Genomic DNA, 23,047 nt, shown 5'->3' on the forward strand with positions numbered 1-23,047 from the left:
CGAAGCCTGCAAAAGCGATCACTTTGCGAGAGTCGCGCTCGCTACGGCAAGCATCACCAAAATTGGTCTGCTTCCCAATGAGCCTGTTCAAGTGGTCCCTCTCTTCAGCTGCTCCGAGTGCAGGGCTGAAAGCCGGACCACAGACGAAACTTTCACCTCCGCCCTGCGCCTCTAAGGAGCTAGCACCGAGGAAAACGCCGATTCCGATGACCACCATGCCAATGACGATCGCAAGCATCTTCATGTGTCCCTCCCAGGGGTTACCAACATTCTCACCCCCAACAGTGATTTCTGGTGGGATGCTGGCCTGGAGGCCGTGTTTGATGCCTCCCGTCGCTGTGGGCGCCTACCTGCGACTGAGGCACGCTTGGGCGCATGACTGCGGTCGTCCCGTTCCCGCCGACACCAATGCTGGCTACCGCAGCGACCCTGCCGACCAATCCAAGCGGCTATGCGTTCGAGGCGAAATGGGACGGCATCCGCGGCCTCGCCCGCGTCGATGACCGCGCAGAACTGTTCAGCCGCCACGCGAACAACCTCACTCCCTGCTTCCCCGAAATCGCCGGACACCTAGCCGATGCCCTGACGGGCCCAATATGGCGACGGCGAGTACGTCGCCAGCAATGAACTCGGCGAGCCGCTGCACCCCGACGCGCTTACCTCCCGCTGGGAGAAGGAACTGAAGGGACTCAAGATTCCGGCGGTGCTGCTTCATGACGCCCGCCACTCGTGCGCCAACTTGAGGCACCTGCGCGGGGTGCCAATCGCGGTCATCGCGGCATGGCTGGGTTACGCGTCGGCCGCCTTCACGATGGCTACCTACGCCCACAGCCAGGACGACGCACTCAAGGCCGCGGCGAGCAGTTTCTCTTTGCGCAACGCCTCGGCGGCGCGAAGCCCGGCCACTGATGCCCCGACGATGACGACGCGGCCGGTGTCGCTAACGGCACTCCCCTTGCCCATGCTTGCCTACTCGTCGTCATACTGCTCGACGATGATCGCTTGCACCGGGCAGGAAGCCGCGGCCCGCAACACCCGCAGACGTTGACTGTCATCCGGGTTCGGGTTGCAAGTCAAGGCTTCTTCCCCGCTGAGCTTGAGCACCTCCGGTGCCAGCGGGACACACTGCGCACACCCCAGGCAGCGATTCAGGTCGACGACGATTCGCACACGCACCGCCTCACACTTCTGAAGAGCTAGACTCCCAAATTCGGTCTATGTGCCGACACGGATGGACGGTACGCCGTCTACACGCTCGATAGATCCATTCCGGTACATATCGAAAGTTGCGCGCGGCCTTCACAACTTGCGCGCGCTAGCGTCGGCCGTCCGTCATCTCGTTCAGGGCCGGTGCCGGAAATGTCGTTCACATTCGGTGCCGGAATGCAAGTGCTAGCGTCGAATTGACGGAGACGTGGACGGAGTCTGATGTGCCTGTAAGTGATCATGACTGGAGTAAGCCGGCGGCGATGGCCATCCCGAGGGAGGGCTACTTCGAACTGCAACGCGGCCGTTACGGCCCGGTTTACCCGCGAACCCCGGCTTGCTACGGGTTCTCCATCATCGCAAAGGTGAAGGAGGGCCGTGAGGAGGCGCTCCGCGCCTACGGCAAGCAGATCGAGGAGACGATCAAAGCCAGTCCGGACGCGCTGGCCGTCTTGCGCCTCCACTACCTGCGCTGGGTGCTGTTCGATGTGGGTTTCGGCCTGTACTTCCAATACCAGGGCATCTTCGACACCGACTTCGACAAGTACACCGAAGACGCGGTGCAGCTGTTCAGCCAAACCGGAATCACGACGGCTTTCGTGAACTTGGAAGGCTTCCCGGAGGACTGGAAGGAGAACCCGGCGGCATTCGTGCAGTTCGTACGCGACCACCACTTTCCAAGCTTCTTGGAATACGGTGAATACCCTTACGTCACAGCGGATGAGGTCAAGAAGGCGCTGCGGCTCAAGGCGGCATTCTCCACGATGCTCGATCAGATGCAGTGAACGCCGCGGTCTGTGGTGCAGATGCTTGAACTCGATGACATCCAACACATTCTGCTGACCCGCACGCCGGCGATGACCGGCCGCTACGAGTTTCTGTCCTTCGACACGGCAGTCGGCGGACGGGCGTGGCTGTCCGAAATGGTGGAAGTGGTGGAGTCGGCGGCATCGGTGCCGACCACGATGGACGACACCAAACGGTGGGTCACGCTGGGGTTCACGTGGACGGGTCTTCGAGCGTTGGGAGTGCCCGAGGAATCACTGGACACCTTCCCCGACGCGTTTCGCCAAGGGATGGCGGCACGCGGTGACATCTTGGGTGACACCGGCCGCAACCACCCCGACAATTGGGTCGGCGGGTTGGCCGGCGAGGATTTGCACGCGATTGCGATCTTGTTCGCCCGTGACGACGCCGAGCAGGCTAGGGCCACCGGCGCCCACGACGACCTTCTTGCGCGTATCGATGGCGTGCGGCGGCTGTCGCATCTGGACCTGAATGCCACCCCACCGTTCAACTACGCCCACGACCACTTCGGCTTCCGGGATCGCCTGTCCCAACCGGTGATCGAGGGGACCGGCGAGGAGCCCACTCCGGGCTCCGGCGACCCTCTGAAGGCGGGCGAGTTCATCCTCGGCTATCCCGACGAATTGGGTCCGGTGATTAATCTGCCGCAACCGGACGTGCTGTCCCGGAACGGGACATACGCCGCCTACCGGCGGCTGCAGGAACATGTCGGCCTCTTCCGGGAGTACTTGAGCGACAACGCCGAGACCCCCGAAGAGCAGGAACTGCTTGCGGCGAAGTTCATGGGTCGCTGGCGCAGCGGTGCCCCGCTTGTGCTGGCGCCCGATAAGGACGACCCCGAGTTGGGTGCCGATCCCATGCGCAACAACGACTTCAATTACAAAGAGATGGACCCGCATGGGTACGCATGTCCGCTGGGCGCTCACGCGAGGCGACTCAACCCGAGGGACACCGCGCACAACATGAACCGACGCCGGATGATCCGCCGCGGAGCTACCTACGGTCCTGCGCTTCCAGACGGAGCGGCCGACGACGGCGCCGACCGCGGCATCGCCGCGTTCATCATCTGCGCAAACCTGATGCGGCAGTTCGAGTTCGCCCAGAACGTCTGGATCAACGACCGGACCTTTCACGAATTGGGCAACGAACACGACCCGATCTGCGGCACACAGGACGGCACCTTCGAATTCAAGATCCCGAAGCGTCCCATACGCAAGGTCCTCAAAGGACTTCCAGCATTTACGACCCTGACCGGCGGGGCGTACTTCTTTCTGCCCGGCATCAAGGCAATGCGTTATCTCGCCCAACTCGCTTGAACTGCAGGAAAACTCATGACCGCTACACAACCCGCAGCGCGCACCTACAACCAGTTCCACGTTCCACGACCACATTCGGGTGGGCGGCGCATCAGCATCTACTGGACGTGGAGCTATCCCTGGGAATCGCAACGCGATATTGAAGAATTGGACAACAGATTCTCCACCATGACTGAGGTACGCAGGGTCGCATGGCCGAACTACGAAGGCCAAGAGTGGGACGAAGCGAACTTCTTGCAAGGCGTTGCCGGTACTCTGGAGCTGTTTCACCGCTCGACACTGGCGTTCCAAGAGTTAGCCGGTGAAGCCACCGGCCATCCGGTCGCGGTGTTTCAGCGTATCGACCAAGCCGGCTACAAGCAGCTCATCGATGAACGGATCCTTGCCGACACCGACACCGTGATGGTGTTCGGGCTGGATCATCTTGTTGGGCAGGAGGAAGCAGCACCGGAGGAGATATCAGCCATTCAAGAGTGGCTGAAGCGAGAAGGCACCTGCCTGCTGCTGGCTCCGCATCACGACGTCGGGTTCACCGACGACATGCAACAACGACAGGTCGAATACCTCCACCACGGCGACCCCTTGGTGCCACGCCAACAACGCTTCACGGCCTACACCCGCTCGCTGATGAAGGCGCTCGACGTTCCTGTCCACAACAAGTGGGGACTTCGACCGGCCGTCGTGGACGGAACAAACGAAATCGCCCCGCTCAATGGATTCCGCGACCTTGACACGCCGCGGTTGCTCGACGACGTCACCACACTCAACTTCCATCCCCATCTACCGCATTACGAACTCACCGCGCCCGAAAGCGACCAACTCAGAGTGCTCGGCCGCCAACGTGTCGACCCGAACCGACCCCACCCCTTCACCGAGGCAGGCAACCCCGAATTCAATGCACTGATCTGGATGCCGCCCAACGAAAAACGAGCCGGTGACATAGTGCTCATCGACTCGACAAACTTCACCACCCTCTTCGGAGGCACAGACAGCCTGAAGAACCTGTGGCACAACCTCGCCACGATGAAGTAGCACACGAAAACCTCGACGCCTGGCATTCCCCGCACTGATGCAAGCCTTGGAGAAAGCCATCCCGATTACGACGCTGGTCTTTGTCGTGTCGAGCATGGCGGCGATGGGACTAGGACTCAAAGTGGCCGAAGTCACTGCTCCGCTGCGCAATCTGCGCCTAGTGATGTTGTCTCTGCTGGCAAATTTCGTGCTGATGCCGGGGGCGGCCTTCGTGCTTGCTCGGGTGCTGCGACTTGACGAACCACTAGGTGTCGGACTTCTGTTATTGGGCGTAGCCGCCGGCGCGCCGTTTCTGCCCAAGCTGACGCAGATGGCCAAAGGGAACTTGGCTTTCGCGGTGGCTCTGATGGTCTTGCTCATGGTCATCACGGTTGCCTACATGCCACTCGTACTGCCGCTCTTACTCCCAGGCGTGTCCGTCAACCCGGCGAGGATCGCGCTGTCGCTGGTTCTGACGATGCTCCTCCCGTTGGGCATTGCACTCGCTGTCAACGCGAAGTGGCCCGGTGCGGCGGCGCGGGCCAAGTCATTGTTCGACCGGCTCTCCAGTCTCGCAATAGTGCTTGTAGTTGTGCTGTTAGTCGTTGCGAACTTCAGTAAGGTGGTCTCACTTTTCGGCACCCGTGCCATTCTGGCCGGCCTGTTGTTCATAGCTTTCGGTTATGCCGCGGGGTGGGCGCTTGGCGGCCCGGCCGCGGACACTCGGCCCGTGCTGGGTCTGGGCACTGCGCAACGCAATATTGCAGCTGCGCTCGTGGTTGCTGGCCAAAGTTTCAGCGACCCTAGCGTCGTCGTCATGGTGGTCGTCGTCGCAATCGTCAGTCTCCTGATACTTCTACCCATGTCACGCCTGCTGGCCAAAAACCTTTGAAATCCGATGATTTGCATGGTGTTTAGGCGAGCACACCGAAGACGCGATCCATTTGGTGTCGCGCGGGGCTCGATCTCGAAGTGCTCGCCGTGTCCGCGTCCAGCGCGGTCTCGAGCGGGTTTTGCTCGGCTGTTTCAGCAGCCCGCGCGGGCCGATCAGCTCGACCGGTCGAGGCTTCCTGGAGTACGGGGGAAGCCCCACCTGCGTCTGCTGACCCTACTAACCGAGCGAATTGGTTGCTCCACTCGCGAACAAGGCAACACATCAATGTGGCCGACATGACCTCATCGATGTGAGGAGCAGGTCCATTGCCGTATCGTACTGCGGCCGCACATCACGGAGCGGCCTCTCGAAAGGTCTGAACCAGCTCGTATCGGCAATGGCAGCGTTGAATAAAGCTGAGCCGCGCCAAAGGATGGCGGCGACGGAGAGCGGGCTATTAGAGGCGCGCTGTCGCCCGGATTTCGAGTCGGCTCGGCCCCGCCGACCGTGCACAGCGAGACGGCCGTTGGAAGAGCGCGCACATCACCCCTGACGCAATCCGAACACCAGAGCACCTCATCCCCCGGTTCGCGGGCGCCAAGTCAGCTCGCGCTGCCGCCTATCGGCCGCAGGCCGACGCCCGGTCACCGGTGTGACGCTCCATCACAGATCGTTCGGGTGCGCTCGCGGGCCATCAGCCGAGCGCAAACACACCCGACGGAATAAACCCCTTTACGGTGGGGCGGGCGGGGCTCGAACCCGCGACCAACGGATTATGAGTCCGCGGCTCTAACCAACTGAGCTACCGCCCCTTGTCGCAGCATTAGACACTAGCGTCCAACCCGGCGACCGACGCTTGCTGCCCGGTCGGCCATCATCTCACCGGCTACCCCAGGTGTTCCACGACGTGATGCTCTCGACTGGCGGCCTGACGGCCGGCTTGAAATCGGTGCCGATCGTGTAGGCCACGGGGAGCAAAGCGACTTGCGTCACGTCGGTTGGAATCCCGAGTAATTCGCCGACCTCGTCAGCCTTGGACAGGTGCAATGTGGTCCACACCGATCCCAGGCCGCGCGCCCGCAGCGCCAGCATGAAACTCCACGCCGCTGGGATGATCGACGCCCACCCCGCCGCCGCAATGACCAGCGGAGCGCCGTCCAAGCGGCCCTCGACACATGGGATCACGTGCACCGGCACCCGTGCCAGCGTGGTGCTCAGCGCGTACGCGCTCTCATAGACCCTTCTGGTCTGCGGGTCCTCCGTCGTGCGCGCTGCGTGCGCGAGATACTCCTCGCCGCAGGTGCGATAGATATCAGCGATCGCGGCTTTCTTATCCAGATCGGTGACGACTAGCCACCGCCAGTTCTGAGAGTTGCTCGCCGTCGGCGCCTGAACTGCGACGCGCAAGCAATCCATGATGACTTCCCGCTCGACGGGCCGGCTGACGTCCAGGCGACGCCGGACCGCCCGCGTCGTCGTCAGCACCGCGTCAACCGCTTCGATATCCATGCGCTCAATCCTGCCCGTGTCGCATGGGAATCGCCGGTTACCGGCTAGCCGACGGCTGGCGATCTACCATCAAACCGACCATGGCGTCGCAAACCAACACCGAAGCCGCACCGTCGGCGCATACCGCTGTCGGGAAGTCGATCCGGCCCGCAGTCGTCCTCGCCGCGCTCGGTGTGGTGTTCGGTGACATCGGCACCAGCCCGATCTACACCATCCAGACACTGTTCAGCCCCGACGATCCCCACCCGGTCCCGCTTAATGCGCACAACGTCTACGGCGTCGTTTCCCTGATCTTCTGGACGATCATGATCATAGTCACCTTCACCTACGTGAGCCTGGTGCTACGTGCCGACAACGACGGCGAGGGCGGCATCATGGCGCTGATCACCCTCCTCCGCCGATGGGGTTCGGAGACCCGCCACCGCACCGCGCTGATCCTCGCGGCGCTGGGCGTCTTCGGCGCATCGCTGTTCTTCGGCGACAGCATGATCACCCCAGCGATCTCGGTGCTGAGCGCCGTCGAGGGGCTCGAGGTTGTCGACCCGGACTTCGAGCACTGGGTCGTGCCGATCACCGTGGTCATCATCGTGTCGCTGTTCTACGTGCAACGTCACGGCACCTCCGTCGTCGGACGCGCGTTCGGGCCGGTCATGGTCGCATGGTTTCTCGCCATCGGCGCTTGCGGGCTCACCGGCATCATCGCCCACCCCGAGATCCTCAAGGCGCTGTCGCCGACCTACGCGCTGACCTTCATGGTCGGGCATTTCGGAATCGCCTTTTTCTCGCTGACGGCCGTCGTGCTCGCCGTCACCGGCGCCGAGGCGCTCTATGCCGACCTGGGCCACTTCGGCCGCAAGGCGATCACCCGGGCCTGGCTGTTTGTCGTCTTGCCGGCGTTGGCCCTCAACTACCTGGGCCAGGGCGCGCTGCTGATCGGCGACCCGACGGCCATGCGCGCGCCGTTCTTCCTGCTCATCCCCAGCTGGGCGCTATGGCCGATGGTGCTGCTGGCCACGGCGGCAACGGTGATCGCATCGCAAGCGGTGATCACCGGCGCATTCTCGGTGACGTCGCAAGCGGCCCGCGTCGGGTATCTGCCGCGGATCCGGGTGATTCACACCTCCGCCTCGACCGAGGGCCAGATCTACGTGCCGTGGATCAACGGGCTGCTGACCGTCGCGGTGCTCGCACTGGTGCTCGCATTCCGTAGCTCCGAACGGCTGGCGTACGCCTACGGGATGGCGGTGACCGGCACCATCACGATCACCCTGTTGCTGTTTCTGTACTACGCGCGGACCAGGTGGCATGCCCCGCTGTGGTTGGTGACCATCGGGGGCGGAATCCTGCTTGCGATCGATCTGCTCCTCGTCGCGGCCAACCTGACCAAGGTCATTCACGGGGCTTGGCTGCCGCTGGCCATCGGGCTCACTGCCTTCACCGTGATGATCACCTGGCATCGGGGCCGTGAGATCGTCACCGCGGCACGGGAACACACCGAAGGGCCACTGAACACGTTCATCGAGGAGATCCGCCGCTGCGATCCACCGCTCGTACGTGTGCCGGGCACCGCAGTCTTCCTCAACCGCGGGAAGGAGACGGCACCGCTGGCGATGCGGACATGCGTCGAACACACCCATGTCCTGCACAAGCACGTGGTGATCGTGTCCATCGAGACCCTGCCGATGCCCCGCGCGCCCGAAGGCGAGCGCATTCAGGTGGACGCGCTCGGCTACAAGCGCGACGGGATCGTCTTCGTCACAGCCAATTACGGTTACATGGAGAAGACCCGCGTTCTCGATGCGCTCCGCAGCCTTACCCCCGAACAGTCCGAGGGCAAGATCGTGATCGATGAGGCGTCCTATTTCCTGTCCAAGCTCGAACTCGTCAGGGGCCGGGAGAAGACGATGGCGGCATGGCGCAAGCGGCTGTTCATCGCGACGAGCTACATCACCGCCGACGCCGCTGAACGGTTCGGCCTCCCCCGCGACCGGACTGTGATCATGGGTTCGCGTATCGAGGTGTAGGCCCGTCAGGGCGCATCGGCCGCGAGGGACACGGCAATCTTGTTGGCGGCGTTGTGCATAACGTCGACGGTCAACTCGAACGCCTCCGCCCCGGTGAAATGCGCCCGCACTCCGTCTGCCACGTCGGGTTCGATAGCAGCCGGCGTCCAGATCAACGCGTCGACGTAACGCAGCGCGGCTTTGTGCCGGTCGGCCAGCGCGTCTGCCGTGTCATACCAGGCGATCTGCTCATATAGCGCTTCGGTTCCGCCCGCCTGCAGTGCGTCTTCTTCCCGACGAGCCTTGCACATCCGGCAGTTGTGCTGGGCGGCGCCGCGCAGACGCACGACTTCCGTTGTCAGCGCGTCGAGTTCGCACAGCTCGGCGACGCGCGGCAGGAACTGGCCGAACAGCGCGTCGCCAACATCGGCGTCTCTGTCCCACACCACCGTGTCGCCCCACGGCACCGGCAGGCCCAGCGCTTCGAGACCGGCGCGAACTCTCGGAAGAAAGTCGGCGAAATAGGTCATGATCACCACGGGCAGCGTCGACGCACCCAGCGCGGAGGCGAACCGGCCCCGCAGATCGTCACTGATCGAGGACACGTCGACGCTGAACTGTTCGGCGAACTCCACCGCGACCGCCTCCGCCTCATCGGCGGGGCCGTCGACGGCGGTGTCGGCGGGCAGGGCCGGCAACGACAATGCAGCCGCGCATGTGCGGCGCACCAACGCGTTGATCCGTCCGTGCTCGGACGGTGCGAGCGCGACCAATCGCTCGAGTTTGCTATTCAGCGCGTCGGGCATCGTCGCATTATTGCGCCTGGCTGACCGACGACATGTGGAAGTCGGGGATTCGCAGCGACGGCATCGCGGCCCGCGTCGCCCAGTCACCCCATTCGCGCGGCAGCGTGACATCGCTGATGCCCGCCTGACTGACGCGGCGCAGCAGGTCCAGCGGGCTCTCGTTAAACCGGAAGTTGTTGACCGCGCCGGTGACCCGCCCGTTCTCGATGAGGTAGACGCCGTCACGGGTGAGACCCGTCAACAGCAACACCGCCGGGTCGACGGTGCGGATGTACCACAGGGTGGTGAGCAACAGGCCGCGCTCGGTGCTCGCCACCATGTCGGTGAGGGTGTCGGTGCCGCCGGTCATCAGCAAGTTGTCGGCGGCGACGGCAACGGGGGCGCCGAACTCGGCGGCGGCCGCACGCGGGTACGCCAGCGCGTTGATAGTGCCGTCCCGGATCCAGTCGACACGGCCGATGTCCATGCCGTTGTCGAATACCGACACGCTTTCCGACGAACTGGCCGTCGCGACGAACGGCAGGCATTCCAGGCCGGGCGCCGTCGGGTCGGAGTACACCGTCAGCGGCAGGTCGGTGAGCTTCTCCCCCACCCTGGTGCCGCCGCCGGGGGCCGAGAACGCGGTGCGGCCCTCCTGCGCGCCCCGTCCGTCCATCGACCACGACAGGTAGATCATCAGGTCGGCGACCGCCGACGGCGGCAGGATCGTCTCGTAGCGGCCCGCGGGTAACTCGATGGTGTTCTGCGCCCAACCCAGCCGCGTCGAAAGCTCCTCGAGCATGAGATCGGTTGGCACATCGACGAAATGGGGTGTGCCGACGCCCGCCCAGGCGCTTCCGGGACCACGCTTGGCGTTGATCTCGACGGAACCGGTCGGCTGCGTGTAGCGCCGACGCGCACCGCCCGACGTCGCCACGAACGTCGTTTCCAGGATGTGCCGCGCATAGCCGTAAAGCCGGTCGGCACGCGGGAAGCCGCGTGTCAGCGCATCGGCCACGTCACCGAATGCCTCGACACCGGTCTCGGGAACCGCTGCGTCCCAATCACTTCCGGCGTCTGCCCCGGGCAGTGACGGGGCATTGTCGCGTGCCTCCGGCGCCGAAAGCGCAGCCTCCTGGCACGCGGCCACCAGCCCGCCGATGACCGACGGATCCACGTCGCTGGACGTCAGCGACGCCACCTGCCCACGCTCGCCACGCCGCACCACCGAGATCACCGTCGTCTTGCGTTGCACCGAAACACCGTTGGTGGTCATCGAATTGTTGGCCCACCGCAGTGCAGCGTCGCTGCGGTCGGTGACCATGACGATCGTCTCGTCGGCCTTCCCCAACCGTGCCGCTTCAGCCAACGCGATGTCGATTACCTGCTGTGCGGCGATCACGGTCACCGTCCCCCTTCGGCGCGCGTGTTGAGCACGTTGACGTCGCGGAACAACGCCGACGGGCAACCGTGACTGACGGGGGCGACCTGACCGGGTTGCGCCTTGCCGCAGTTGAAGGCACCGCCCAGCCGCCACGTCGACCGGCCGCCGACCGCTTCCATTGCGCCCCAGAAATCGGTGGTGGTCGCCTGATACGCCACGTCGCGCAGTTGTCCGTCCAGCTTGCCCTCGCGGATCCGGAAAAACCTCTGCCCGGTGAACTGAAAGTTGTAGCGCTGCATGTCGATCGACCAGCTCTTGTCGCCGACGATGTAAATGCCGTCTTCGACCCGAGCGATCAGGTCATCGGTGGACAGATCTTCGGGCCCGGGCTGCAGGGAGACGTTGGCCATCCGCTGGATCGGCACATGGTGCGGAGAGTCGGCATACGAGCAGCCGTTGGATCGGGCCACCCCGAGCCGCGGGGCGAACACCCTGTCGAGCTGGTAGCCCACAAAGATACCGTCGCGCACCAGATCCCACCGCTGGGCCTGCACCCCCTCGTCGTCCCAGCCGACGCTGGCCAGCCCGAACTGCTGCGTGCGGTCGGCGGTCACGTTCATCACCGGCGAGCCGTACCGCATGGTGCCCAGCTTGTCGGGTGTGGCGAACGACGTGCCCGCGTAGGCCGCCTCATACCCGATGGCACGGTCGTATTCGGTGGCGTGCCCGATGGATTCGTGGATTGTCAGCCACAGATTGGATGGATCGATGACCAGATCTGTGGGCCGCGGTGTCACGCTCGGCGATTTGACCTTCTCGGCGAGCAGGGTCGGCAGCTCGGCGAGTTCGGTGCTCCAGTGCCACACGTCGTCGCCGTCGACAGCCTCCCAGCCCCGTGCGATCGGCGGCGCCAGCGTGCGCATCGTTTCGAAGGATCCTGCCGCGGCGTCGACGGCGACGGCTTCCAGCGTCGGTTGCACCCGGACCCGCTGCTGCGTGATGGACGACCCGGCGGTGTCGGCGTAGAACGTCTGCTCCTTGACCGCGTGCAGGCTGGCCGAGACGTGGTTGACGCCGTCGGCGGCCAGCAGCCGTCCCGAGTACTCGCCGAGCAGGTCGATCTTGGCCGTCGTCGGGATCGCGAACGGATCGGTCCGGTAGTCCGACACCCAGTTGGCGTCTGCGTACACCGGCTCGGGCGCCAACTCGATGGTCTCGGCGTTCAAGGGTGCCAGCGCCCGCGCCACCGCGACGGCGCGACGGGCGGTCTGCGCCGCGACGTCGGAATCCAACTCGGCGTGCGATGCGAAACCCCACGTCCCGTCGACGATCACCCGCACCGCGAGGCCGATCTCACGGTCGACGACTGAGGTCTGCAACTCGCCGTCGCGCAACGCCACCCTCTCGTCGAGGATGCGATGGATGCGCAGGTCGGCGTGGCTGGCTCCGGCGGCCAGCGCGGCCGACAGCGCGGCATCGGCAAGCTGGTGGCGCGGCAGCTCGAGAAAGTCGGCATCAACCTGACGGGGTGCTGTCACGGATATCACCGTAGTTGCGCCGCCGCAGGCCCGCTTTAATGGCTCGGTGGCCGCTAATCGGATGCGAAGGACGGCGGTGGCATACACGCTGCTGGCGCCGAGCCTGTTCGGCGTCGTCACGTTTCTGGTGCTGCCGATGCTGGTCGTGGCGTGGCTCAGCGTGCACCGATGGGATCTGCTGGGCCCGATTCACTATGTCGGACTGCAGAATTGGCGCTCGGTGTTGACCGACCCGTCGTTCGCCAGGTCGCTGGCGGTGACGGCGCTGTTCATCGCGATCGTGGTGCCCACGCAGTCGCTGCTCGGCCTCGTGGCCGCCGCCATGCTGGCGCGCGGGCTGCCGGGCAGCGGTTTCTTCCGCACTCTCTACGTGCTGCCGTGGATCTGTGCCCCGCTGGCGATCGCGGTGCTGTGGCGCTGGATCCTGGCCCCGACCGACGGCGCTGTCAGCGCGATGCTGGGTCGCCGCATCGAGTGGCTCACCGACCCGGACCTGGCCCTGCCCGTCGTGTCGGCGGTGACGATCTGGACCAACGTGGGCTACGTGACGCTGTTCTTCCTGGCGGGCATCTTGGCGATCCCCGGTGAGATTCAGGACGCGGCCCGCACCGACGGCGCCGACGCGTGGCAGCGGTTTCGTCGAATCACGCTGCCGATGCTGCGGCCGACGCTGTTTTTCGTCCTGGTCACCGGTGTCATCAGCGCCGCGCAGGTGTTCGACACCGTCTATGCACTCACCGCCGGCGGGCCGCAGGGGCGCACCGATCTGATCGCTCACCGCATCTACGCCGAGGCGTTCGGCGCCGCCGCGGTCGGGCGTGCGGCGGTGATGGCCGCGGTTCTGTTCGCCCTCCTGGTCGGGGTGACGATCGCACAGCACCTCTACTTCCGCAGGCGGATCACCTATGACGTCGTTTAGCCGGGCGGTGTCGGCGCCGGTGATCTACGCCGGGCTGGGTGTGGGCGCGGTGATCACGCTGGCGCCGTTCGCGCTGGGGCTGCTCACAGCCTTCACCTCTGCCGAGCAGTTCAACACCGGCACGCCTCTGTCATGGCCGAAGCCTCCGACGCTGGAGAACTACACGCGGTTGGCCGGCGCGGGCTTCGCCCGGGCGCTGTTGGTGACCGCGCTGATGACCGCTGTCATCCTGGTCGGCCAGCTCACGTTCTCGGTGTTGGCGGCGTATGCGTTTGCGCGACTGGACTTTCCCGGCCGCGGCGCGTTGTTCTGGGTGTACCTGGCGACGTTGATGGTTCCGGCGACGGTCACCGTCGTGCCGCTGTACCTGATGATGGCCCAAGCCGGTCTACGCAATACCTTTTGGGCATTGGTGCTGCCGTTCATGTTCGGTTCGCCTTACGCGATCTTCCTGCTGCGTGAGTACTTCCGTGGGATTCCCGACGATCTCATCAAGGCAGCCCGTATCGACGGCGCCAACACCCTCGACATTCTCACCCATGTCGTGATTCCCGCCAGCAAGCCGATTCTGGTGACGCTGACGCTCATCACCGTTGTCAGCCAATGGAACAGCTTCATGTGGCCGCTGGTGATCACCAGCGGCGGCAACTGGCAGGTGTTGACGGTGGCGACGGCGGCCCTGCAGTCCCGCTACAACGCGCAGTGGACGGTGGTGATGGCCGCGACGACGGTCGCAATCGTTCCGCTCCTTGTGTTGTTCGTCGCCCTCGGTCGACACATTGTCCGCTCGATCGTGGTGACGGGGCTCAAATGAGCTTTCGTCTCAAGGTTTCCACGCTCGCCGCGGCGGCGCTGGCGCTGACCATGGCCGTGCTGCTGATCGCGGCGGTGCTGCTGGGCAGGTCAACGGAGCCCGCCGGCCGGACAGTAGTCACCGTGCGCCTGTGGGACGAGCAGGTCGCTGATGCCTATCGGAAATCGTTCGACGAGTTCAGCCGCATTCATCCCGACATCGATGTGCGGCTCAACGTGCTGGCCTACGCCACCTATTTCGACACGTTGCGTACCGACGCCGCGGGCGGCAGCGCCGACGATATTTTCTGGTTGTCGAATGCGTACTTCGCGCAGTACGCCGACAGCGGACGGCTGCTGGATATCGGAAAAGAGTCAGGGCCCAACGCCGCAACGGGCTGGGACCAGTCGGTGGTGAAGCAATTTACCCGCGGCGGCACCTTGTGGGCGGTGCCGCAACTGACCGACGCGGGAATCGCCGTCTACTACAACGCCGAGCTGATCGAGAAGGCGGGCGTGGACCTTGGGCGCCTGCTGGCGATGCGATGGTCGCCGGGTGAGGTCGACACGCTGCGGCCACTGCTGACCCGCCTGACCGTCGACGCTGACGGGCGACGGGCCGACGAACCGGGCTTCGACGCCGGCCGCGTCCAGCAGTGGGGTTACAACGCGGCCAACGATCTACAGGGCATCTACCTCAACTTCATCGGCTCGGCCGGCGGCCGGTTCTCCGACGGCGACCGCTTCGACTTCGACAATCCGGGTGCGGTCGCCGCATTTAACTACCTGGTGCACCTGATCAACACCGAGCACGTCGCGCCACCCGCGTCGGACACCAACGGCAACGGTGACTTCTCCCGCAACCAGTTCCTGCAGGGCAAGATGGCGCTCTTTCAGTCCGGCACCTACAACCTGGCGGCGATCGCCGACCAGGCCCCCTTCCAGTGGGGTGTGGTCCCGATGCCAATCGGACCGGTCGGCCGGGTGAGCGTCACCAACGGCATTGCCGCCGCGGGCAATTCGGCCACCGGACATCCCGACGCCGTGCGTCACGTGCTGGCGTGGATGGGCAGCGCCCGCGGCAATTCGTATCTCGGCGCCAGCGGTGCGGCCATTCCCGCGGTGCTGGCGGCCCAGCACGTCTACTTCGACTATTGGGCCCGGCGCGGTGTCGATGTGCAGCCGTTCTTCAGCGTGCTCGACGGACCACGCATACGCGCCCCGGGCGGGCCCGGGTTTCCCGCGGGTTACCAAGCGCTGCGGCCGTACTTCGACGAGATGTTTCTGGGCCGCTCCGATGTGGCGACCACGCTGCGCGAGGCGCAGGCCGCCGCGAACGCCGCGGCCGAGCGCTAGGTCGTCGCCAACAGCGTCAGCTCGAGCGCGAGCGCCGCACCGCACACCGCCAGAACGATCGAAAGCGCCACCCAGTCACGCTTTTTCGGCCCCGACGGCGCAGCTGAGATCTGGCCTGCACCGCCACGTGCGGTGATCGCGTCGCCCATCTCATCGGCCCGCCGCAGCGCAACGATCACCGCGGCGGCGATCAGATCGATCACCTCGAGCGCCCAGCGGCGCCTGCGCGCGCGTCGTGTGGTGAGCACCGGCTTGGGACGGAGGCTGCGCGCCGCGTAGAGCGTCCGGAACTCGTCGATCAGCATCGGGAAGGCCCTCAACGCCAGCGCCAGCGCGACCGCCCAGTCGTCGACCGGAACGCGGAAGAAACGCAACGGTTTTCCAAGCGTCGCAACAGCGGGCGCGATCTCGGCGACGTTGGTGGTCCACGACACCATGCCGCCGAGCGCAAGCAGCACGATCGACAGCGCGGTGATGCGCAGGAACTTCAAGAACCCGCCCAGCCCGAGGTTGAGCCCGAACAGTTCGATGACGGGGCTGCCACCGGCCAGCGCCGCGGTGACGCCACCGAGCGCAAGCAGGAACCACAGCCACCGCGGTATCGACGGCAGCGCGCCGCGCGGGATCCGGGCCAGCCGCGCCGCGACGAGCACCAGCGCGGCGATGAAGCCAATCGGCACCCAGCCCGGATAGAACGTCAGCAGCACGCCGATGCCGGCCACGACAAGGAGTTTGGTGCCGGCCCACAGCTGGTGCACGACGCTGGTACCGGGCACCGGGCGCAGCAGTACCACCGGCCTGCGTTGGGGCCTGCGGGTCGGCGCGGTCATGCCACACCTCCCGCAGCTGTCGGCGCGGTCGCCAACGTCCCGTCCTGCAGGCGCACGGTGCGCGGGCACAGGTCGTCCAGTCCGGAGAAGTCGTGTGAGATCACGATGACGGTCAGCCCGGCGTTGCGGCGCAGATCCTCCAGCAGTCGCAGCAGTCCGCGTGCACTGGCGGCGTCGAGGCCGGCCAGCGGCTCGTCGAGGATGAGTGCGCGCGGCGAGCGTTCCAGCAACCCGGCCAGCACAACCCGGCGCATCTGACCGCCGCTGAGCTGGTCAATCCGCCGCGTCGCCAGCGCCGGATCCAGACCGACGGTCGCCAACGCTTGTTTCACCCGAGCCCGGTCACGCGTGGAAAATCCTGCCGCCGAGGCGATTTCGAGGTCCACCCGGCTGCGCAACAACTGCAGTCGGGCCGCCTGGAACGAGATCGCCACCGCGCCTACCTGGTCGGCCACCGGTGCGCCGTCGAGCAGGCACTGTCCGCTCGTCGGGGTGGTGAGCCCAGCCATGATCCACGCCAGCGTCGACTTGCCTGACCCGTTGAGTCCGTGGATCAGCACGCCGTCGCCCTCGTGCACCGCGAAGTTGATGTTCTGCAGCGCGGTCTTCGCCCACGGCGTGCTGCTGCCGTACTCATGGCCGACGTCGATGAGTTCGAGGACCGGCGCGTCGCCACTGGGCGCCGACGGCTGCGTCGCCTCGGGCGCGGCGGCGGTTTCCACCATCGCGGTGTTGTCAGCTGCTCCCCCGTTTCCGGTGAGGTCGATTGCGCGGTCGGCAGAGTCGGCTTCGTCGTTGTAGTGCGTGATGTGCACCAGCGACATGCGGTGGCGTTGGGTGAGCCCCGACAGCACGCCCATCAGCGCTTCGCGGCCATCCTGGTCGACCATGCTGGTCACCTCGTCCGCGATCAGCAGCGACGGCTCCCGCGCCAGCGCAGCGGCAACGGCAAGGCGCTGCAGTTCCCCTCCGGACAGCCCGCCGGTGTCGCGTTCGGCCATCCCGTCGAGTCCGACCTCGGCGAGCAACTTGTGCACGTCGGTGACGGTGCCCGGAGGCAGCCCCCACACCACGTCGTCGGCGACCCGCGTGCCGAGCACCTGGCTCTCGGGGTGCTGCAGGACCACCGCGGTGCCGCCGAGACGGCCCAACCCCACCGCGCCGGGACGCTCGACCGTCCCCGACGACGGGTCCCGCCCGGCCAGCACCAGCATCAGCGTCGTCTTGCCCGAGCCGTTGGGGCCGGTCACCGCGACGTGTTCGCCGGGTTCGACACTCAAACTCACCGGCCCGAGCGCATCGTGGTCGCTCTTCGGGTAGCGGAAGCGGACGTCGGTCAACCGCACCGGCACCGGAGCCACCGGCTCGCCGTCGCACGGCGGGTCCAGCTTGTGCACGTCGGGAATGACCACGAGGCGATTGATCACCTGTGACAAGGCCCACCAACCGATCAGCATGACAATGGTGATGGAGATCACCGACGACCCGCCGATCAGGTACGGCCAGTAGTCCAGCGCGGTGGCGAACAGGCTGCGCAACCGCTCGGCGAACTGCGTCATGTCGGGCAGGATCCACCAACCCGAGATGCGGGTGAGGAAGGCGGCGATGCCCTCGACGTTGGCGGTCAACGACTCGAAGATCAGGTGGCGCAGCCGCACCAGCACCGCCAGCGCGCCGACGACAACACCGCCGAATACCGCCCCTGCGACCAGCCCGACGAGGATGACGGTGGGCCAGCCCCGGCCGCGGCGCAGGATGAGCCCGATGAGCAGGCCGATATAGGCGCAGTCGATCACCGTCATGAAGCCGCCCATGCCGGCGATCAGGAACGCGATGGTGGAGCCCGCGACGGTTGCGGCGATGAGCACCCGCAACCGAAACCGGTACACCAGAAAGCCCATTGGCACGTTGCCCAGCAGGGAGATGCCCCCGGCGAAGGGCACCACGACAGCGATGATCGCAGTGGCCGCGCACAACGCGGCCATCACCGAGGCGTGTGCCAGCTCAACCGGTTGCAGCGATCCCGCACGACGAGCCCGGCTCGCGTGGTGGGTCGCAGTCATTTCACGATTCTGCCAGTCGCGGCTCGACGAGCCTGTGTCGCCACTGTGAGTGTCGACACGCGGCGGCATGTTGATACGCATAGTGAAGCTATGTAATTATGGAGTCGTGACCCCGACCCTTGGCGCCGACCTGCTTGCCGTGGTGGCACGACTCAACCGGCTCGCATCGCAGCGGGCCCGCATCCCTTTGCCGTTCGCGCAGGGGCGCCTGTTGTCCACTATCGAAGATCAGGGCGCGGCGCGCATCTCCGATCTCGCCGCGCTCGATCATTGCTCCCAGCCGACGATGACCATGCAGGTTCGCAGGCTGGAGGACGCCGGGCTGGTGTCACGCACCGTCGATCCCGACGATGCACGGGCTGTGCTCATCCGCATCACCGACAAAGGCGTCGACACGCTGCGGCAGGTTCGCGTCGATCGCGGCGCCGCCATCGACCCGTATCTGGAACGGCTCGATGAGGCCGACCGCCGGACGCTCGACGACGCCGTTCGTGTGATGCGCAAGCTCCTCAAAGACGCGGCAGCCCCGAAACCAACCGTCAAAGAGCAATAGTTCAATAGTTAGGAGCAGGCACCCGTATGTGGCGCCAACCCAAAGCCGTCTGGGCCGTTGCGTTCGCTTCTGTCGTCGCCTTCATGGGCATCGGACTCGTCGACCCCATCCTCAAGCCAATCGCCGACAACCTCAACGCCTCACCGTCGCAAGTCTCGTTGCTGTTCACCAGCTACATGGCGGTGATGGGCGTCGCCATGCTCATCACCGGCGTGGTCGCCAGCCGGATCGGCCCCAAACGCACACTGCTGCTGGGCCTGGCCGTGATCATCGCCGGCGCCGGGCTGGCAGGCCTGTCGGACACCGTGATGGGAATCGTCGGCTGGCGGGCACTGTGGGGCCTCGGCAACGCCCTATTCATCGCGACGGCGCTGGCCACGATCGTCAACTCGGCGCGCGGATCGGTCGCCCAGGCGATCATCCTCTACGAGGCGGCGCTGGGCCTGGGCATCGCCGTCGGGCCTCTGGTCGGCGGTGTGCTGGGCTCGATCTCGTGGCGCGGACCGTTCTTCGGGGTCTCGGCGTTGATGGCCGTCGCGCTGGTCGTCACCGCATTCCTGCTGCCGTCGACACCGCGTGCTGAACGCGCGACCACCCTGGCCGACCCGTTCCGCGCCCTGCGGCACCGCGGTCTGCTCGGCGTCGGAATCACCGCGCTGCTGTACAACTTCGGGTTCTTCACCCTGTTGGCCTTCACGCCATTCCCCCTCGACATGAGCGCCCACCAAATCGGGCTGATCTTCTTCGGCTGGGGCATCGCGCTGGCGTTCACCTCCGTGGTGGTTGCGCCACGACTGCAGCACCGGTTCGGGACGGTGAACGTATTGATCGTCAACCTGGTGGCGATGACGGCGACGTTGGCCGTAATGGCGGTCTTCACCGAACTGAAGGCGGTCCTGGCCGCGTGCGTGGTGGTGGCCGGGCTGTTCATCGGCGTCAACAACACGTTGATCACCGAAACCGTGATGAAGGCCGCGCCCGTGGAACGCGGTGTGGCCTCGGCGGCCTACAGCTTCCTGCGGTTCGGCGGCGCCGCTGTCGCGCCGTGGCTGGCCGGCGTGCTCGGCGAGCAGGTCAGCGTGCACCTGCCGTTCTGGGTGGGCGCAGGTGGCGTGTTGCTGGGCGCGGGCGTACTCGCGGCCACGCGCGGGCACCTGACCGGAATCGACATCGAGGAAACGGAATTGGAAGAGCTGACCGATTACGCCGAGTCGATGACCGTCGGCGTCGAGTCGTGAGTTGGGCGTGAAAACCCGCGCACGGCGCGGGAAATCACGCCCAAATCGCGCCTAGAGGAGTGAGTCGACCAGCGTGCCGACGATATAGGTCGCGGCGATCGCGATTCCGCCGAACAACATCTGCCGCGCCGACGCCCACCACCAGGGCCTACTGGTGAACCGGGCGGCGACGGCGCCGGCGACTGCCAACCCGATGCCACCGCAGACCAGCCCGCCGGTCAACGACTCGAACCCCAGCAGGTACGGGATGAGCGGCACCACGGCACCGATCGCGAACATCACGAACGATGACAGCGCCGCGACCCACGGCGACGGCTTCTCCGTCGGGTTGACCCCCAGCTCCTGAACGAGATGGAAATTGACCGCCTTGTTCGGGTCACGATGGATCTCGTCGGTCGCCACCGCGGCGGTCTCCCTCGTCAGCCCCAGTTTCACCAGCATGCCGATGAGCTCGGCCCGCTCCGCCGTCGGATGGTGCTCGAACGCGCGACGCTCCACCAGCACTTCGGAGTCGATCTGTTCGTTTGCGGTGGTGACCGATGTGTACTCGCCCAGCGCCATCGAGAAGGCGCCGGCCAGCAGGCCCGCCACACCGCTGATGACGACGGTTTGCGAGCTTGCTGCGGCCGCCACTCCCGCGATCAGCGCGGTGTTGCTGACCAGCCCGTCCATCGCGCCGAAGGTGGCGGCGCGAAGCCAACCGCCCGACACGTCGGAATGACGGTGTCCTCTGACGTGAGGCAGCCCCGTCGGTGACAGCGGAGCTTCGTTTGTCTCGGCCATGGCATGAGATTCAACGCCAAGGATTTCCACTGGTCCAGCGAGGTTTGCCTACGTTTGCCACATCACAGTTTCCACCGGACCGCCACGGGCTAACGTCAAGGTATGACCACCACCGCGGATCATCTGCGCAACACCCTTGACGGCCGTTGGCGCGATGTGAAAAACGACATGCGCAAACAGCTCTCCAGCGAGATCTTCCGCCCGCACTACACACCCAACACCGTCATCGCCCGCACCAAGGTGGCCGAGCAGTTGAAGATCATGGCCGAGCGTGGCGCGGCGGAGGACGGCTTCAAGAAAGAGCACGGCGGCAACGGCGACGTCGGTGCAGCCATCGCGCAGATCGAGATGCTCGCGATGTCCGACCTGTCCCTGATGGTCAAGGCCGGTGTGCAGTGGGGTCTGTTCGGCGGAGCCATCGAGAACCTCGGGACCGAGCGGCATCACGAACGGTACGTCAAGAAAATCATCGACCTGGAGCTGCTGGGCTGCTTTGCGATGACCGAGACCGGCCACGGCAGCGACGTGCAATCCCTCGAGACGACGGCGACCTACGACCCGTCGACACAGGAATTCATCATCGACTCCCCCACCCGCACCTCCCGCAAGGATTACATCGGCGGCGCCGCCGAAACCGCTCGGGTGGCAGCGGTTTTCGCTCAGCTGATCACACCGGACGGGGAAGGGCACGGCGTGCACTGTTTCGTTGTGCCGATCCGCGACGAGGAGGGCAACGACCTGCCGGGTGTCACGACGTCGGACTGCCACTACAAAGGCGGGTTGCCCGGTGTGGACAACGGCCGCATCCAGTTCGACCAGGTCCGCGTCCCGCGCGAGAACCTTCTCAACAAGTACGCCGACGTCGCCGAGGACGGCACGTATTCCTCGCCGATTGAGAATGTGGGTCGGCGCTTCTTCACGATGCTGGGCACGCTGATCCGCGGTCGCGTCACAGTGGGCGGTAGCGCCGGCGCCGCGGCCCGCGTGGCGCTGGACATTGCGACCCGATATGCGTTGCAGCGCAAGCAGTTCTCCGCTCCCGACGAGGAGGGCGAGGTGCTGATCATGGACTACCTGGTGCACCAGCGCCGGTTGTTCCCGCTGATCGCTAAGTCCTACGCCCTGCAGTTCGCGCAGAACGAACTGGTCGCCAAGTGTCACGAGCTGCAAAGCTCCGACGACCCTGACCCCGAAGAACAACGTGAGTTGGAGTCCCGCGCGGCGGGCCTGAAGGCGGCCAACACCTGGCATGCGACCGCCGCGATCCAGGAAGCACGCGAAGCATGCGGTGGCGCAGGCTATCTCGCCGAGAACCGGCTGATCGCGCTGAAGGCCGACACCGACGTGTTCACCACCTTCGAGGGCGACAACCACGTGCTGACCCAGCTGGTCGCCAAGGAGCTGTTGACCGCCTACGCCGACGACATCAAGGGCATGAGCCCGGTGGAGTGGGTGCGGTTCGCGGCGAACTTCGCCGGCGAGCGGGTGCTGAAACGCACTGCCGCCGAGACGATCATGCAGACCATCCTCGACACGCGGCAGGACAACGAGGAGGAGGGCAGCCTCTTCAACCGCGGCACCCAGGTGCAGATGTTCGAGGACCGCGAACAGTACATGCTGTCCACGGTGGCCCGCCGACTGCAAGGCAAGTCCAGGGAGATGAGCGCGTTCGACGCCTTCAACTCCGTCCAGGACCACGTGTTGCACACCGCGCGGGCGCACATCGAACGCATCATCCTGGAGGCATTCGTGGCGGGCATCGACTCATGTGAGGACGACGAGGCCCGCAAGATCCTCAACATGGTATGCGACCTGTACGCGCTGTCGGTCATCGAGCAGGACCGGGCCTGGTTCATGGAGCACCGCTTCCTGTCCACCGAACGCGCCAAGGCCGTCACCCGCGGTATCAACGAACGCTGCCGCAATCTGCGACCGTACGCTGAGCTGCTGGTCGACGGGTTCGGGATCCCCGAGCAGCTGCGCTACGCGGAGATGCTGCATCCGGAGAACATTCCCGACGCGGATGCCGAGGAGGAGCAGGACGCGACGTCGGCGGGCACCATCGGACCCAAATAGTCTG

Annotated in this window: 21 protein-coding genes and 1 tRNA gene; 12 read left to right on the forward strand and 10 right to left on the reverse strand. The window is 65.5% G+C overall.

Features of this window, described 5'->3' with window-relative positions; translation table 11 throughout:
• Window positions 1-375: 375 nt before the first annotated feature.
• A complete protein-coding gene (locus A5651_RS15550) occupies window positions 376-627 on the forward strand; it encodes a hypothetical protein (protein WP_156662956.1) in 252 nt (83 codons plus the stop codon).
• A 192-nt stretch (window positions 628-819) separates the two neighbouring features.
• Here A5651_RS15550 and A5651_RS25450 read toward each other — a convergent pair whose 3' ends face one another.
• A complete protein-coding gene (locus tag A5651_RS25450) occupies window positions 820-963 on the reverse strand; it encodes a hypothetical protein (protein WP_156662958.1) in 144 nt (47 codons plus the stop codon).
• 6 nt (window positions 964-969) lie between these two features.
• Window positions 970-1,176 (reverse strand): ferredoxin, encoded by a 207-nt coding sequence (locus tag A5651_RS15555; protein ID WP_369803956.1) that lies wholly within the window; start codon window positions 1,174-1,176, stop codon window positions 970-972.
• Window positions 1,177-1,469: 293 nt separating this feature from the next.
• On the opposite strand from A5651_RS15555, the gene A5651_RS15560 reads away from it, so the two are divergent.
• The 4 genes from A5651_RS15560 to A5651_RS15575 are packed head-to-tail and all read left to right on the forward strand — an operon-like array spanning window position 1,470 to window position 5,232.
• A complete protein-coding gene (locus A5651_RS15560; RefSeq protein WP_066982375.1) occupies window positions 1,470-1,991 on the forward strand; it encodes a hypothetical protein in 522 nt (173 codons plus the stop codon).
• A 21-nt stretch (window positions 1,992-2,012) separates the two neighbouring features.
• A complete protein-coding gene (locus A5651_RS15565) occupies window positions 2,013-3,329 on the forward strand; it encodes a peroxidase (RefSeq protein WP_066982530.1) in 1,317 nt (438 codons plus the stop codon).
• Between the two features lie 15 nt (window positions 3,330-3,344).
• Window positions 3,345-4,361 carry a hypothetical protein gene (locus A5651_RS15570; protein ID WP_066982378.1) on the forward strand — a complete coding sequence of 339 codons (1,017 nt, stop codon included), beginning with the start codon at window positions 3,345-3,347 and terminating at the stop codon, window positions 4,359-4,361.
• A gap of 46 nt (window positions 4,362-4,407) precedes the next feature.
• On the forward strand, window positions 4,408-5,232 hold the full coding sequence (locus A5651_RS15575) for a bile acid:sodium symporter family protein (RefSeq protein WP_231988701.1): 825 nt from the start codon (window positions 4,408-4,410) through the stop codon (window positions 5,230-5,232).
• A gap of 720 nt (window positions 5,233-5,952) precedes the next feature.
• Here the strand turns inward: A5651_RS15575 and A5651_RS15580 are convergent.
• Window positions 5,953-6,026 (reverse strand) — tRNA-Ile (locus tag A5651_RS15580).
• Between the two features lie 67 nt (window positions 6,027-6,093).
• Complete coding sequence (locus tag A5651_RS15585; protein ID WP_066982384.1) at window positions 6,094-6,723, reverse strand: nitroreductase family protein; 630 nt, start codon at window positions 6,721-6,723, stop codon at window positions 6,094-6,096.
• A gap of 80 nt (window positions 6,724-6,803) precedes the next feature.
• On the opposite strand from A5651_RS15585, the gene A5651_RS15590 reads away from it, so the two are divergent.
• On the forward strand, window positions 6,804-8,747 hold the full coding sequence (locus A5651_RS15590) for a potassium transporter Kup (protein ID WP_066982533.1): 1,944 nt from the start codon (window positions 6,804-6,806) through the stop codon (window positions 8,745-8,747).
• A gap of 5 nt (window positions 8,748-8,752) precedes the next feature.
• Here the strand turns inward: A5651_RS15590 and A5651_RS15595 are convergent, their stop codons facing one another.
• From A5651_RS15595 to A5651_RS15605, 3 genes are read right to left on the reverse strand one after another with little or no spacing between them, the layout of a single operon-like run.
• The gene (locus A5651_RS15595; protein ID WP_066982387.1) at window positions 8,753-9,532 is read right to left on the reverse strand and encodes a carboxymuconolactone decarboxylase family protein; all 780 of its coding nucleotides are present in this window, start codon (window positions 9,530-9,532) and stop codon (window positions 8,753-8,755) included.
• Window positions 9,533-9,539: 7 nt separating this feature from the next.
• A complete protein-coding gene (locus A5651_RS15600) occupies window positions 9,540-10,913 on the reverse strand; it encodes a TldD/PmbA family protein (protein WP_066982536.1) in 1,374 nt (457 codons plus the stop codon).
• 2 nt (window positions 10,914-10,915) lie between these two features.
• Window positions 10,916-12,433 carry a TldD/PmbA family protein gene (locus tag A5651_RS15605; RefSeq protein ID WP_066982390.1) on the reverse strand — a complete coding sequence of 506 codons (1,518 nt, stop codon included), beginning with the start codon at window positions 12,431-12,433 and terminating at the stop codon, window positions 10,916-10,918.
• A gap of 61 nt (window positions 12,434-12,494) precedes the next feature.
• Between A5651_RS15605 and A5651_RS15610 the strand changes: the two genes are divergently transcribed.
• Genes A5651_RS15610 through A5651_RS15620 form a run of 3 tightly spaced genes read left to right on the forward strand, consistent with a single transcriptional unit; the run spans window position 12,495 to window position 15,500 of the window.
• Window positions 12,495-13,352 (forward strand): carbohydrate ABC transporter permease, encoded by an 858-nt coding sequence (locus A5651_RS15610; RefSeq protein WP_066982393.1) that lies wholly within the window; start codon window positions 12,495-12,497, stop codon window positions 13,350-13,352.
• On the forward strand, window positions 13,339-14,166 hold the full coding sequence (locus tag A5651_RS15615) for a carbohydrate ABC transporter permease (RefSeq protein ID WP_066982397.1): 828 nt from the start codon (window positions 13,339-13,341) through the stop codon (window positions 14,164-14,166). The genes A5651_RS15610 and A5651_RS15615 overlap by 14 nt, the downstream gene beginning before the upstream one ends.
• Entirely contained in the window at window positions 14,163-15,500 is a 1,338-nt protein-coding gene (locus tag A5651_RS15620; protein WP_066982400.1) for a sugar ABC transporter substrate-binding protein, read from the forward strand. The genes A5651_RS15615 and A5651_RS15620 overlap by 4 nt, the downstream gene beginning before the upstream one ends.
• Here the strand turns inward: A5651_RS15620 and A5651_RS15625 are convergent.
• Both A5651_RS15625 and A5651_RS15630 read right to left on the reverse strand, forming a co-directional pair.
• Window positions 15,497-16,330 carry an energy-coupling factor transporter transmembrane protein EcfT gene (locus A5651_RS15625; RefSeq protein WP_066982403.1) on the reverse strand — a complete coding sequence of 278 codons (834 nt, stop codon included), beginning with the start codon at window positions 16,328-16,330 and terminating at the stop codon, window positions 15,497-15,499. The two genes, A5651_RS15620 and A5651_RS15625, sit on opposite strands and share 4 nt — an antisense overlap.
• Complete coding sequence (locus tag A5651_RS15630; RefSeq protein ID WP_066982538.1) at window positions 16,327-18,393, reverse strand: DUF2232 domain-containing protein; 2,067 nt, start codon at window positions 18,391-18,393, stop codon at window positions 16,327-16,329. Before A5651_RS15630 ends, A5651_RS15625 begins: the two co-directional genes overlap by 4 nt.
• A gap of 106 nt (window positions 18,394-18,499) precedes the next feature.
• Between A5651_RS15630 and A5651_RS15635 the strand changes: the two genes are divergently transcribed.
• Together A5651_RS15635 and A5651_RS15640 are read left to right on the forward strand one after the other, a co-directional pair.
• Window positions 18,500-18,946, forward strand: coding sequence for a MarR family winged helix-turn-helix transcriptional regulator (locus tag A5651_RS15635; protein WP_066982407.1), 447 nt, complete (start codon window positions 18,500-18,502; stop codon window positions 18,944-18,946).
• Between the two features lie 26 nt (window positions 18,947-18,972).
• Window positions 18,973-20,184, forward strand: coding sequence for an MFS transporter (locus A5651_RS15640; protein ID WP_066982410.1), 1,212 nt, complete (start codon window positions 18,973-18,975; stop codon window positions 20,182-20,184).
• A 51-nt stretch (window positions 20,185-20,235) separates the two neighbouring features.
• On the opposite strand, the gene A5651_RS15645 is transcribed toward A5651_RS15640, so the two are convergent.
• Window positions 20,236-20,967 carry a VIT1/CCC1 transporter family protein gene (locus A5651_RS15645; RefSeq protein ID WP_066982414.1) on the reverse strand — a complete coding sequence of 244 codons (732 nt, stop codon included), beginning with the start codon at window positions 20,965-20,967 and terminating at the stop codon, window positions 20,236-20,238.
• A gap of 102 nt (window positions 20,968-21,069) precedes the next feature.
• Here A5651_RS15645 and A5651_RS15650 point away from each other — a divergent pair, with 102 nt between their 5' ends.
• Complete coding sequence (locus A5651_RS15650; RefSeq protein ID WP_066982417.1) at window positions 21,070-23,043, forward strand: acyl-CoA dehydrogenase; 1,974 nt, start codon at window positions 21,070-21,072, stop codon at window positions 23,041-23,043.
• Window positions 23,044-23,047: the final 4 nt, after the last annotated feature.

Origin of the sequence: Mycobacterium sp. 1274761.0, assembly GCF_001668615.1 — a bacterium.
GTDB lineage: Bacteria > Actinomycetota > Actinomycetes > Mycobacteriales > Mycobacteriaceae > Mycobacterium.

Coding starts and splice junctions, on each gene's coding strand:
- A5651_RS15645 (WP_066982414.1), bottom strand. CDS start 20,967: ATGGCCGAGACAAACGAAGCTCCGCTGTCACCGACGGGGCTGCCTCAC.
- A5651_RS15610 (WP_066982393.1), top strand. CDS start 12,495: ATGCGAAGGACGGCGGTGGCATACACGCTGCTGGCGCCGAGCCTGTTC.
- A5651_RS15590 (WP_066982533.1), top strand. CDS start 6,804: ATGGCGTCGCAAACCAACACCGAAGCCGCACCGTCGGCGCATACCGCT.
- A5651_RS15640 (WP_066982410.1), top strand. CDS start 18,973: ATGTGGCGCCAACCCAAAGCCGTCTGGGCCGTTGCGTTCGCTTCTGTC.
- A5651_RS25450 (WP_156662958.1), bottom strand. CDS start 963: ATGGGCAAGGGGAGTGCCGTTAGCGACACCGGCCGCGTCGTCATCGTC.
- A5651_RS15630 (WP_066982538.1), bottom strand. CDS start 18,393: ATGACTGCGACCCACCACGCGAGCCGGGCTCGTCGTGCGGGATCGCTG.
- A5651_RS15595 (WP_066982387.1), bottom strand. CDS start 9,532: ATGCCCGACGCGCTGAATAGCAAACTCGAGCGATTGGTCGCGCTCGCA.
- A5651_RS15565 (WP_066982530.1), top strand. CDS start 2,013: ATGCTTGAACTCGATGACATCCAACACATTCTGCTGACCCGCACGCCG.
- A5651_RS15620 (WP_066982400.1), top strand. CDS start 14,163: ATGAGCTTTCGTCTCAAGGTTTCCACGCTCGCCGCGGCGGCGCTGGCG.
- A5651_RS15570 (WP_066982378.1), top strand. CDS start 3,345: ATGACCGCTACACAACCCGCAGCGCGCACCTACAACCAGTTCCACGTT.
- A5651_RS15560 (WP_066982375.1), top strand. CDS start 1,470: ATGGCCATCCCGAGGGAGGGCTACTTCGAACTGCAACGCGGCCGTTAC.
- A5651_RS15585 (WP_066982384.1), bottom strand. CDS start 6,723: ATGGATATCGAAGCGGTTGACGCGGTGCTGACGACGACGCGGGCGGTC.
- A5651_RS15550 (WP_156662956.1), top strand. CDS start 376: ATGACTGCGGTCGTCCCGTTCCCGCCGACACCAATGCTGGCTACCGCA.
- A5651_RS15625 (WP_066982403.1), bottom strand. CDS start 16,330: ATGACCGCGCCGACCCGCAGGCCCCAACGCAGGCCGGTGGTACTGCTG.
- A5651_RS15615 (WP_066982397.1), top strand. CDS start 13,339: ATGACGTCGTTTAGCCGGGCGGTGTCGGCGCCGGTGATCTACGCCGGG.
- A5651_RS15650 (WP_066982417.1), top strand. CDS start 21,070: ATGACCACCACCGCGGATCATCTGCGCAACACCCTTGACGGCCGTTGG.